Consider the following 12,283-nt stretch of genomic DNA (forward strand, 5'->3'; position numbering starts at 1 on the left):
TCAGGTTCGTCACATACTATTTAAAGTAAGCATTTCGTTGTTTAATTTGCAAGGTGCAATATTTGCTTCACCCTTTCGAGTGAAAGCTTATTTATTATACCAGACTTATTTCGCTCTGTCAAGAACTTTTTTAACTTTTTTCGAAGTTTTTCAACTTCGAATCTAGTTTATCAAGTTCTTTCGGAACTTTTCGAGCCGGTTCGCTATCCTTTCGGACAGCTTATTTAGTATACCGCATTTCGAATCACTTGTCAACAACTTTTTTCATTGTTTCCGAAGTTTTCTTTTCACGGTCGCCGCTTCCGAAAAGCATCTTAATTAGTATACGCCAGCTTTCTTCTTTTGTCAACACCTTTTTCCCGTTTTCGAGAAAGTTTTTTGCAGGTGGCGTTCGAACAGCGCCCACTCGCCTTTATGCAGGCAACACATCTGCTCGGCCTGGATGGTTTCTCCCTGGACTTCAATCTGTTCCGCGCCGTTTTCGGCCCGATAAAAGCTTTCAAACGGTACCCAAAGCATCCGCTCTACCTCGCTGCCAATCGCAAACTCCGGCGTATCGTCCACCCGCACGACAAACGCATGCACCTGTTCATCGTCCAATCCGCCATCGGGACGGGAATATTTCTGCTCGGCGGTGCCAATCGACAATACCTGTTCTTCCGTAAAGTGCAGACCAATTTCCTCCCGCGCCTCACGCAGCGCGCCTTCCAATTCCGTTTCTCCCGGATCGATATGCCCGGTGGCTGCCAGATCATATTTTCCCGGATACAGCGGCCGGTCGAGTCCGCGTTGTTGCAGCCAATGCCCCAAGACGCCGTCTTGTTCCTGCACCAACCACAAATGGCACACATGATGCCGCAAACCCAGCCGGTGCACCAGCACGCGCGGGATGACTCCGCATACCCGCTCGTCCGCATCGTAAATAGTCAGTCGCTCACCTTCGACCATGGTATCGATCAGTTTTTGCTTTTCTGCCCGAGTGTATGCCTTGATTTGCGCTTCCCGCTTCATGGCCGCCTGCCGGTCGGGTTGCTCTTCACAATAAACCAGCTGCACCGGTCGCCGGGAACGCGTATATTTAGCCCCGCCCACGCCGCGGTTATGCGCGGTCAGCCGCGCGGTCAAGTCATTGGTCCATCCGGTATAATACGTATCATCCGCACAGCGGAGTATATAAACACAATTCATTTTCTCGTTCTCCATTCTCTTTGCCCTATTATAGCAAAGCCGAACGAAAAGCGCAATCAAACGCACCAAGGGCTCCGTGTGCAACCCACGGAGCCCTTTAAAATCTTAGATATTTAATTTTCTCGCCAATTCCTATTTTGCGATTTCAATAGAACGGTAATAAAAAGGAGGTGTCCAGTCTTGATGTCTTATCGAAATCTATATAGATGCTTTGGCTCTGTCCTGCATCCAGTCAACCCACATTCCCGAATACAAGACGCTGAATGGATTTCGTTTCGTGGTAGCTGCCGCTCATGCTGGCTTAACACAGCGGTCATTCGTTTTTAGCCGTACGGTGTGTGCCCTCTCCATACCCATCGGTATGCCCCTCGGCCTTCGGGAGTAGGGATCTTGGATTCCGTCGCTCTTGCTAACTTCTTGCTCAGTCTCTGGCGGTGAGCCCCGACGAAACGAAATATGAACTTTCACTTACCATTGGACTCACATCCTTTCATTCGAATTTCCTGGAAAGCTTACATATATATGAAACTTTTCAGTGGTTCTTGGTAGTGGGGTTTTCTTTTCTGTGACTATATGATAGCACGCAGGCCCCAGGGCGTCAACACCCGATCGGCATTTTAAATGTACAAAAAAGCACCGTGATTTCTACACTTTTCACTCTTTCTATCCCTTTCTGGTTTTGATATAATAAGGATGTATGAGGGCAATTTTACGCCCTCTATTCAGGAGGTCCGAAACTATGAGAAATTTCAGTTACTTTATGCCGTCCCGCATTTTCTTTGGCGCGGGCAGCGTTAAAAAATTATCCCGGGCGGCGCTGCCGGCCGGCAAGGGTCTGATCATCACCGGTGGCACATCCACCCGCAAGCTCGGCTATGTCGACAAGGTTGCGCAGGCGCTGGCTGAAGGCGGTCACGAAACCGTTGTATATGCGGACGTACAGCCCAACCCCACCATTGAAGGCGTGCGCGCTTGCGCAGCGCTGGCCCGCGAGCAGGGCTGCACCTTTGTCGTTGGTCTGGGCGGCGGCTCGTCGATCGATACCGCTAAGGCGGCAGCTGTTATGGCTACCAACGACGGCGACTGGTGGGATTATGTATTCGGCGGCTCGGGCAAGGGCCAGAAGATCCCCAATCCCGCGCTTCCGATCGTTGCCATCACCACCACAGCCGGCACGGGTACCGAGGCCGACCCGTGGACGGTCATCACCAACGGTGAAGAAAAGATCGGCGGCGGCGGAGATAAGACCTTCCCCACCCTGTCGATCGTCGACCCGGACTTTATGATGACCGTACCCCCGCATCTGACCGCTTACCAGGGATTCGATGCTCTGTTCCATGCTTGCGAAGGATACATTGCCAACATCGCCAGCCCGATTTCGGAAATGTTCTCGCTCAAGGCCATTGAACTGATCGGCAAGAGCCTGCCCCGTGCGGTTGCCAACGGCGCCGACAAGGATGCGCGCGCCGATGTCGCTCTGGCTAATACCCTGGCTGGTTTTGTTGAGAGCATGTCCTCGTGCACGTCCGAGCACTCGATCGAGCATGCTCTGTCGGCTTATCATCCCAGCCTGCCGCACGGCGCTGGTCTGATCTCCATTTCGCTCGAGTACTATAAACTCTTTACGCAGGCTTGCGCAGGCAAGCTGGTCGATATGGCGCGTGCGCTGGGCAAGCATGATGCTTCCAAGCCCGCCGACTTTATCGATGCGCTGCATGATTTGCAGGTTGCCTGCAAGGTCGACCAGATTAAGCTGAGCGACTACGGTGTCGATCCGTCCCGCTTCGGCGAATATGCCGACAATGCTCGCACGACCATGGGCGGCCTGTTCGGGTTTGACGCACGCGAAGTTTCCCGTGAGGATATCATCGGCATCCTGACGCGCAGCTATCGCTGATTATCTTTTCCATAAAGGCAGGTTTATTATGAAACACATCTTACTCATTGCAACCGGCGGCACGATTGCCTGCCGGGAAAGCGGACGTGGTCTGGCGCCTTCTCTGACCGGGGAGGAATTGCTCGAGTTCCTGCCCGAGATTCGCAAGATCTGCCGCGTTTTTGTGGACAATCCCTTTAGTGTGGACTCGACCGACATCACCACGTCCCAGCGCCGGGAACTGGCGATGATGATTTGGGAAAACTACGACCGGTATGACGGCTTCGTCATTGCCCACGGCACCGACTCGCTGGCTTATACAGCCGCTCTGCTCTATCACATGCTGCGCAACTTCAACAAGCCAGTCATCATCACCGGTGCGCAGCGGCCCATGGGTGAACCCGGTTCGGATGCAGAGCGCAATATGCTCGATTCCTTCCGCGTTGCCTGCGTGGGCTGGACCGGCGTCGCTGCCGTGCTGCATGGCCAGGTCATCCGCGGCAACCATGTGGTCAAGGTGCACTCCAAAGCCATGAATGCGTTCCGTTCGATCAACGCCCCGCTCGCGGGTACCATCCGCGACGACGGCAAGGTGCTGCTGAACATCCCGCCCCGTCTGGGCGGCGAACCGGAATTTGTCGACATCGTCGATTCCAGTTTTGTTGTGCTCAAGCTGGTCCCCGACCTCGACCCCTCGATTATCGAATTCCTGCGCCGGTATGACAAGGTCATTTTGGAAGGCTATGGTGCAGGCGGTATCCCGATTCGTCTGGAAAAGGTCGTGCAGAAGCTCATTCTGTCCGGCACCAAGGTCTATATCACGACCCAGTGCCTGGAAGGCGAAGTCGACCTGCACAAATATGCGGTTGGCCGCCGCGCCGAAGCCATGGGCGCCGTTTCTCTCGGCCACCGCACGGTGGAAGATGCCATTGCATCCATCCAATGCGGCGAAATTTAAAAACACACAAAAAACCCGGAACAAATCGTTCCGGGTTTTCGTTTATCTAAATATAGATACCAATACAAACCACAGGGGCGGCACCAGCAGAGCGGGCAGCAGATTCATGGTTTTGCAGTCGCGGATCTTCAAAATCGAGATGCCCGAAGCAAAGATCAAAATACCGCCCAAAATCGAGATTTCGGTCAGCAGGCCGCCGCTCAGGAACCCGCTCAGCGCGCCTGCGCCCAGATAAATCGACCCTTGCCAGCAAAACAGGATGGGCGCGGCAAACGCAATGCCATACCCATAGGATGCAGCCAGCGCCATAGATGTGATAAAGTCCAGCGTGGCATTGGTGAACAAAAAGGTATTATCGCCCCGCAGCGCGCTTTCGATAGGGCCCAAGATGGAGAGCGTCCCGATGCAGAACATCAGCACCGCGGTCGACAGGCCCTTGCCCAGCTTGGTTTTGGAATGCCGGTCGGCAAAGCCGGTGAACCGTTCTTCCAGCTTTAGCGCCGTGCCCACCACGCTGCCCAGCCCTAAACTGACAATAAATAACACCGGATAGACGCTATCCGGCATGTTTTTTGCAATCGTGCTCACGCCCAGCGCAGTTGCGGCCAAGCCCATGGCACGGATCATCGCCTCCTGCCAATCTTCGCGCAGGCCCTTGCGCAGCGTGCCGCCGATCAGGCTGCCGCACAAAATGGCCCCGGTATTGACGATGGTACCCAGCATAACATGTCCCCTTTCCGGTTGGCTTTTTGTCTTTTGCCATTATAACAACTTTAGTTTAAAAAAGCAATAAATCGACCAGCTGACGGTTGCATTTTTTCCATGTAGCAGAGAAAAACAAGCTATGCAGGCCGGGAAAGCTGTGTTAGAATAAATGGAGAATGCCTGTTTGCCCATGCAGACAGGCCCGACCCCATTTTGGGAGGGAATTATGAAACGCATACTCTTTCTGGCCGTCGTGTGCGGGCTACTTTTGACGCTCGGCGGCTGCGAATTTAAATCGGGCGACGCGCTTTTGCAGGCGCCACAGCCCAGCACCACCTATAAATCGCTGCAAAAGCGCATCAACGGCATCATTGACGACGGCGCCGTGCAGGTCGCCCCGCAGACAGGCGAAAACCGCACCTCGGTGCAGCTCAAAGACCTCGATTTGGACGGCGAAGATGAGGCCATCGCCTTCTTCTGCGAGGCCCGCAATCCCGACCAGTTCCATGTGTATGTATTTAAAAAGGATGGCACCGAATATACGACCATCGGCAGCGTGACCGGCACCGGCGTGCAGATCGCCTCGGTGTCCTACCCCACCCTGCTGCCCACCGGGGAAAAGGGCATCATCGTGTCCTGGAAACTCAGCGGCGAAAGCGCCCTGTTTGGCATGACGGTATGCTGCTTCCAGGACGGCGAACTCAAGACCCTGCTTGAAACCACCTATACGTCGTTCATCACTTCCGATCTGGATACCGATGGCGCCGACGATTTGGTCCTGCTCACGACCGACGCGACCGACCGCCGCATCGCCCAGCTGTACAGCTACGCGAACAACAAACTGGAATTTAAGGGCGAAACCTCGCTTTCCCCCGAAGGCCAAACGGTCGTCAGCCTGAAAAAGGGCTGGCTGCGCGGCTATCAGCCGGCCGTCTTTGCCGAAAGCAAACTGGAACTAAGCGCCGGCCTGATGACCGATATCTTCACCTACGATGAGGACGGCTTCCGCAACATCGCGCTCGAAGGCGATGAGGTCAGCGAACAGGGCACCTATCGCCCGGTTTCCATCCCATCGACTGACGTCAACAGCGACCAGGTCACCGAAGTGCCTGCCGCGGTCGTCATGCCGGGCACCTCGGCCAGCGATGCCATCTATATGCTCGACTGGTATGCTTACAGCCCCGGGGACGATCCGGTGCGCGTGTGCACCACCTATCAGAATGTATCGGAAAACTGGCAGTTCCTGTTCCCGGAAAACTGGCGTAGCCATGTCACGGTCAGCAAAAATACCAGCGAAAATATGACAACGACCACGTTCTATGAATACGTCGAAGAGGGAGCCAATGTCCCGCTCTTTACCATCTACCGCCTGACCGGCGACATGCGCAACTACTATGCGTCCCGGGAAAGCATGATCGAACTGGTCAAGACCCGCTCGGAAATCTATACCGCCTCCATCGCACCTGAGGCGGCTGGCAGCTCGTTTGCGCTGAGTGAAGAAGAGATCCTGCAACGCTTCTCCATCATCACCCAGGCGTGGAGCAATTAAAATACAGGCACGGAAAGGAGCCTTTTTTCCATGAAACGCAAAGTTTTAGTGCTGGAGGACGAAGAAAATATCCGCAGCTTCGTTGTCCTGAACCTCAAGCGCGCCGGATATGAGATCGTGCAGGCTGGTTCGGGCGAAGAAGCGCTGGCCAAATATGAAGAAAATCCCGACATCTCGGTGGCCGTACTCGACGTGATGTTGCCCGGCATTGACGGCTATGAGGTCTGCCGCACCCTGCGTGCGCAGGGCTATTCGGCGGGCGTCATCATGCTCACCGCGCGCACCCAGGAGGCCGATAAAGTCACCGGTCTGATGACCGGTGCGGACGACTATGTCACCAAGCCGTTTTCGGTGGTCGAACTGGTCGCCCGTGTGGACGCGCTGTTCCGTCGCGTTTCCGGCAACCGCTTCGCCGATGAGGAGATCATCAAGTCCGGGCCGTTCAAACTGAACCTGCGCGCCCGCGAAGTGCATAAGAATGGCAGCAAGATCGAACTGACTCAGATCGAATACGGCATCCTCAAGGCGTTCCTGCAAAACATCGGCAAGGCGCTTTCGCGCGATGATCTGCTGGAGATGGTATGGGGGCACCACTATGTGGGCGAACTGAAGATCGTAGACGTCAATATCCGCCGTCTGCGCATCAAAATCGAGGATGACCCGGCCCACCCGCGCTATATCGTCACCGTGCGCGGGTATGGGTACATGTGGGAAGCATGAAATATCGCTGGAAGGCCGCTTCCCCGCCGCATGCTTCGGCGGCCGCCGCGCCCCCCAAAGAAGACCGCGTGCAGCATGCGCCCGGCGGCCTGAAAGGCCGCTGGCTGGTCAACTCCCTGAGCTTTGTCGTCATCATTCTGGCGGTCATCATCATCTTTGTGTCGGTCGGTATCTCGAGCTATTATTATTCCAGCATCCGGGACAACCTCAAAAGCCGGGTGCACAGCACCATGTCCTCGATCCGCGACAATTTTACCGACACCTATGACCAATATCTGAGCGGTATCGACCAGTATGTGCTCAGTTACGAAGACAAAGACAAGGTCGAATTGCAGTTCATCGACAATTCCGGTCGCATCATCCGCTCGACCTCGGACCTGACGACCGAATCCAACCCGTCGACCGACGATGCCCGCCGCGCCCTGACCGAAAAGACCGTTTGCAGCTTTTCGGGCGAGGACCCGCTGACCGGCGAGCGCATCATGAGCGTATCCGAGCCCATGTACTCGTCCCGTGGCGAACTGATCGGCGCGGTGCGCATGATCTCCTCGCTCGGGATCGCCGAACGTCAAATTACCATCGTCATCCTGTGTTCGATTTCGGCCTGCCTAATTTTTCTGATCCTGGTCATTGCGTCGAACAGTTACTTTATCCGTTCTATTCTGCTGCCGGTCACGCGCATCAACGAGGTGGCCAAGGAGATCGCCTCCGGCCAATACGGCATGCGTCTGCACAAGACCTACGACGATGAGATCGGCCAGCTTTGCGACTCGATCAACCACATGTCGGACGAAATTGCCCGCGCCGAGCGCATGAAGAACGATTTTATTTCCTCGGTGTCGCACGAACTGCGCACCCCGTTGACCGCCATTGCCGGCTGGAGCGAAACGCTGGCCGCCGGCGGCGCCCAGGACCCGGAAGAAATCATGCAGGGCCTGGACATCATCCAGAAGGAAAGCCGCCGCCTGACCCAGATGGTCGAAGAACTTTTGGACTTCGCCCGCATCGAATCGGGCCGCATGACGCTGGAAATGGAAGTCTTTGACCTTTCGCTTGAACTTTACGAAGCCGTTTATATGTATGAAAACCTGCTGCGCAGCTCGGAGATGACCCTGCATTACAGCCAGGAGCCGGGCAGCTATTTTGTCTCGGGCGACCGGCACCGCATGAAGCAGGTCTTCCTCAACATCATCGACAATGCCGCCAAATACGGCCGCTCGGGCGGCAAAATCGAAGTTTCGCTCAGCCGCACCGAGGACACCATCGTCGTCTGCGTGCGCGACTGGGGCCCGGGCATCCCGGAGGCCGAACTTCCTTTTGTCAAGGAAAAATTCTACAAGGGCTCGTCCAAGGAACGCGGCAGCGGCATTGGCCTGGCCGTCACCGACGAGATCGTCCAAATGCACGGCGGCTCGCTGGACATCACCAGCAAACCGGGCGCCGGTACGGCTGTTTATGTGCGCGTCCCGGCCATCCAGATGGATGATGTAGACGATCCCGAATCCCTGGAGGAGAACAACACACTATGAGCAAATATGAAATGCCGGTCTGCCGCCGCAAAACCACCATTGGCGGACAGGCCATCATCGAAGGCATTGTGATGAAAGGCCCCAAACGCACCTGCGTGGTCGTGCGCAAAGGCGACGGCACGCTGGAAATCAAGGAGCGCGACAGCGCGGTGGCCAAAAGTCGGTTTTGGAAGCTGCCCATCTGCCGCGGCGCGTTTGGCCTGTTCATGGCCCTGAAAGAGGGCCTGCAAGATATCGATTATTCTTCGCAATTCATCGAGGACGATGAGGATACCGAGCCTTCCAAATTCGAGCTTTGGCTGGAACGCAAGCTGGGCTCGGAAAAGCTGGAAAAAGCCATCATGGGCTTTGCCATGGTGGTCGGCATCGCCATCCCGGTCTGCCTGTTCATGCTGCTGCCTTCGTTTGTCAGCGGCCTGCTGCCGGGCGGTACGTCCAACATCGCGCGCAACCTGGTCGAGGCGGCGCTGCGTATCCTGATCTTCCTGGCGTTCATGTGGTCGGTGAGCCACATGAAGGATATCAAACGCACCTTTGAATACCACGGTGCCGAACACAAAACCATCTTCTGCTACGAAGCCGAACTGCCGCTCACGGTCGAAAACGTGCGCAAAATGCCCCGGTTCCATCCGCGGTGCGGCACGAGTTTTATGTTCGTACTCATCATTGTGGCTACCGTGGTATCGTCCATTGTCTTTTCGCTGATCACCATCACCAACCCGTTTTTGCGGGCGCTGACCCATTTGATCATCCTGCCGCTCGTCGTTGGCATCTCCTATGAGTTCAACCGCTACGCCGGACGGCATGACAACCTGCTGTGCCGCATTTTGCGCTGGCCGGGCCTGATGATCCAGCGCCTGACCGTCTTTGAACCGGATGACAGCATGATCGAAGTTGCCATCGAAGGCATGCAGCGGGTCATCCCCCCGGACGACAGCGACACATGGTAAACCCCTTAGCTTCCTCCCTTTGGAGGAAGCTTTTCTATGGTTCCCCTATCGAAAAAGAGAGAAATAAACAGTAGTGAGGATGAAATATATGACCATGACCATCAACGACCTATACATCGAATTGCGCCGCCGGTTCCGCGCCGCAGACATCTCCATGGGCGAACTGGAAGCCCGGGAACTAGCGGCTTTTGTATCCGGCGCTGACAAGCACAAAACCGCCGACTGGGGCTATCGCTATCTGGACCCGGATACCGTGCAGGCAGCCGAGGACATGGCCGCGCGCCGGCTGGCCGGTGAACCGCTGGCCTATATTTTAGGCGAATGGGACTTTTTCGGCCGCACCTTTGTGGTCAACAAAAGTGTGCTCATTCCCCGGCCGGACACCGAACCGCTGTGTCAGCTGGCCATCGAGGATGCCAAGACACTGGAAAGCCCCAAGGTGCTCGACCTGTGCTGCGGCTCGGGCTGCATCGGCCTGACGCTGGCCGCCGAGGTGCCCGATGCGCGCATTGCAGCCGTCGACCTTTCCGAAGATGCGCTGATCGTGGCGCGCGAAAATGCCCGCCGTCTGGGCGTAACTGCCCGGTATTTTTCGGTGTGCGGGGATGCGCTCGGCCTGCCGGACGAACATCTGGGCACGTTCGACATCATGCTGTGCAATCCGCCGTATATCACCGCCGCTGAAATGGAGGAACTCGACGCCAGTGTGAGCGAATACGAGCCGCGCATGGCGCTGTATGGCGGCGAGGATGGTCTGGATTTTTACCGCAACATCGCCCGCCACTGGGCCAAGATGATGAATCCAGGCGGCCGAATGTACTTCGAATGCGGCTACCGGCAGGCGGCCGATGTGGCCGATATTTTTTCGGCCCGCGGCATGCGCGACATCTTCCTGGCCGAAGACCTGTCGGGTGTGCAGCGCATCGTGGTGGTCAAGGCGAAAATGTAAATTCTGGAATCTATTTTTCTCGAACATATTTTCGAAATTCTTCTTGCAAATTTTCTTCACCCATGGTATGATGACAGCAGAACCGAAAACCATCCGCGCCCGCGGGCGCGTTCTCTTACAGGAGGTCATCGTATATGGCAGACAAGAAGAAGCATCTGGAACTGGTCGCACCGGTATCCGATAAAAAGAAAGCCCTGGAGCAGGCGCTCGGGCTGATCGAAAAGAACTACGGCAAGGGCGCGGTCATGCGCCTGGGCGAAAACTCGAGCATGAACGTCGAGCACATCCCGACCGGCTCGATCGGGCTGGACATGGCGCTGGGCATCGGCGGCCTGCCGCGCGGCCGTATCATTGAGATCTATGGGCCGGAATCGTCCGGTAAGACCACGGTTGCTCTGCATGCGGTCGCTCAGGCCCAGAAGCTGGGCGGCGAAGCGGCCTTCATCGACGCCGAACACGCGCTGGACCCGGTCTATGCCAAGGCGCTGGGCGTGGACATCGACAGCCTGCTCGTATCCCAGCCGGACACGGGCGAACAGGGCCTCGAAATCGCCGAAGCGCTCGTGCGCTCGGGCGCGGTCGATATCGTGGTCGTGGACTCGGTCGCAGCTCTGGTGCCGCGCGCCGAAATCGAGGGCGATATGGGCGATTCGTTCGTCGGCCTGCACGCCCGCATGATGAGCCAGGCCATGCGTAAGCTGGCGGGCTCGATCTCCAAATCCAACTGCTGCGTCATCTTCATCAACCAGCTGCGCGAAAAGGTGGGCGTCATCTACGGCAGCCCGGAAGTCACCACCGGTGGCCGTGCGCTCAAGTTCTATGCGTCGGTGCGCATCGACGTGCGCCGCACCGAACACCTCAAGGACGGTGCCAACCTCATCGGCAGCCATACCCGCTGCAAAATCGTGAAAAACAAGGTCGCGCCTCCGTTCAAGGAAGCCGAATTCGATATTATGTACGGCGAAGGCATCTCGTTCACCGGCGAACTGGTCGATCTTGGCGTCAAATACGGCATTATCCAAAAGGCCGGCGCATGGTTCTCCATGGGCGATACCCGTCTGGGCCAGGGCCGCGACAATGCCAAGCTGTACTTTAAAGAACACCCCGAAGAAGCCGAAGAAGTCCACAAGCAGATCGAACAGGCCATCCTGGCTGAGCGCGAGGAAGCGCTCAAAAAGGGCGGCAAAGCTGGCCGCGGCAAGGCCGATACTGCACCGGCGTCCGGCAAGCCTGAACCCCCGGCAGCCCCCAAGGCCGCCCCAGTCACCGCGTCCAAGGCGGTGTCGATTGACGCCGACGACTTTGACGACGATCTGGAAATCTAAATGGAAGAACTGGAAAAAGCCTACCGGGCCGCGCTGGACGAAGCGGCCCGCCAGCTTTCTTACCGTGACCTGAGCGCGCAGACCCTGCGCGAAAAATTAGTCAAAAAAGGCCACAGCGAGGATGCCGCCGATTATGCCATCGCCTATTTGCAGGCACGCCGTCTGCTCGACGACAGCCGCTTTGCCGATACGGCCGTGCGCTCGTATGAGCGACGCGGCTACGGCGAACACCGCATCCGGCAGGAACTGCACCGCCGCGGCGTGTCCCGCGAAGACGCGGACGCCGCGCTCGAGGACTTTTCCCCCGACCCGGACACTTTGCGCGCTCTGCTCGACAAAAAGCTCAATGGCGATGCTTCCGATCCCAAAGCGGTCCAGCGGGCGGTCGCTTTTTTGCAGCGGCGCGGCTTTTCCTGGGGCGACATCCGGCAGGCGCTCAAAGACTATGGCACCGCAATCGATGAATCGTTTGACTGAAATTGTTCATTTTCGCCGTTCGGGGCAAACCCGAACGGCGCTTTTTTGTGCTGACAA

At 56.6% G+C, this 12,283-nt stretch carries 11 protein-coding genes; 9 read left to right on the top strand and 2 right to left on the bottom strand.

Features of this window, described 5'->3' with window-relative positions; translation table 11 throughout:
- Positions 1-345: 345 nt before the first annotated feature.
- A complete protein-coding gene (locus EFB11_RS13380; protein ID WP_122790677.1) occupies positions 346-1,188 on the bottom strand; it encodes a GIY-YIG nuclease family protein in 843 nt (280 codons plus the stop codon).
- Between the two features lie 739 nt (positions 1,189-1,927).
- Here EFB11_RS13380 and EFB11_RS13385 point away from each other — a divergent pair.
- Together EFB11_RS13385 and EFB11_RS13390 are read left to right on the top strand one after the other, a co-directional pair.
- On the top strand, positions 1,928-3,085 hold the full coding sequence (locus EFB11_RS13385; RefSeq protein ID WP_122790678.1) for an iron-containing alcohol dehydrogenase: 1,158 nt from the start codon (positions 1,928-1,930) through the stop codon (positions 3,083-3,085).
- 28 nt (positions 3,086-3,113) lie between these two features.
- A complete protein-coding gene (locus EFB11_RS13390; protein WP_122790679.1) occupies positions 3,114-4,022 on the top strand; it encodes an asparaginase in 909 nt (302 codons plus the stop codon).
- A 42-nt stretch (positions 4,023-4,064) separates the two neighbouring features.
- On the opposite strand, the gene EFB11_RS13395 is transcribed toward EFB11_RS13390, so the two are convergent.
- Positions 4,065-4,745, bottom strand: coding sequence for a DUF554 domain-containing protein (locus EFB11_RS13395; RefSeq protein ID WP_122790680.1), 681 nt, complete (start codon positions 4,743-4,745; stop codon positions 4,065-4,067).
- 208 nt (positions 4,746-4,953) lie between these two features.
- Here EFB11_RS13395 and EFB11_RS13400 point away from each other — a divergent pair, with 208 nt between their 5' ends.
- From EFB11_RS13400 to EFB11_RS13430, 7 genes are all read left to right on the top strand, one after another.
- Positions 4,954-6,276: a hypothetical protein gene (locus EFB11_RS13400; RefSeq protein ID WP_122790681.1), complete on the top strand. Its 1,323-nt coding sequence runs from the start codon at positions 4,954-4,956 to the stop codon at positions 6,274-6,276.
- A 30-nt stretch (positions 6,277-6,306) separates the two neighbouring features.
- Complete coding sequence (locus tag EFB11_RS13405) at positions 6,307-6,996, top strand: response regulator transcription factor (protein WP_122790682.1); 690 nt, start codon at positions 6,307-6,309, stop codon at positions 6,994-6,996.
- Positions 6,993-8,525, top strand: a complete 1,533-nt coding sequence (locus tag EFB11_RS13410) for a sensor histidine kinase (RefSeq protein WP_122790683.1) — start codon at positions 6,993-6,995, stop codon at positions 8,523-8,525. Before EFB11_RS13405 ends, EFB11_RS13410 begins: the two co-directional genes overlap by 4 nt.
- Complete coding sequence (locus EFB11_RS13415; RefSeq protein ID WP_122790684.1) at positions 8,522-9,475, top strand: DUF1385 domain-containing protein; 954 nt, start codon at positions 8,522-8,524, stop codon at positions 9,473-9,475. The genes EFB11_RS13410 and EFB11_RS13415 overlap by 4 nt, the downstream gene beginning before the upstream one ends.
- Before the next feature lie 88 nt (positions 9,476-9,563).
- A complete protein-coding gene (gene prmC / locus EFB11_RS13420; protein ID WP_164706776.1) occupies positions 9,564-10,424 on the top strand; it encodes a peptide chain release factor N(5)-glutamine methyltransferase in 861 nt (286 codons plus the stop codon).
- A gap of 134 nt (positions 10,425-10,558) precedes the next feature.
- Positions 10,559-11,749 (top strand): recombinase RecA, encoded by a 1,191-nt coding sequence (recA, locus tag EFB11_RS13425; RefSeq protein WP_122790686.1) that lies wholly within the window; start codon positions 10,559-10,561, stop codon positions 11,747-11,749.
- A complete protein-coding gene (locus EFB11_RS13430) occupies positions 11,750-12,226 on the top strand; it encodes a regulatory protein RecX (RefSeq protein ID WP_122790687.1) in 477 nt (158 codons plus the stop codon).
- The last annotated feature ends 57 nt before the right edge of the window (positions 12,227-12,283 follow it).

Source organism: Intestinibacillus sp. Marseille-P6563 (assembly GCF_900604335.1).
In the GTDB taxonomy this organism is placed as follows: Bacteria; Bacillota; Clostridia; order Oscillospirales; family Butyricicoccaceae; genus Butyricicoccus_B.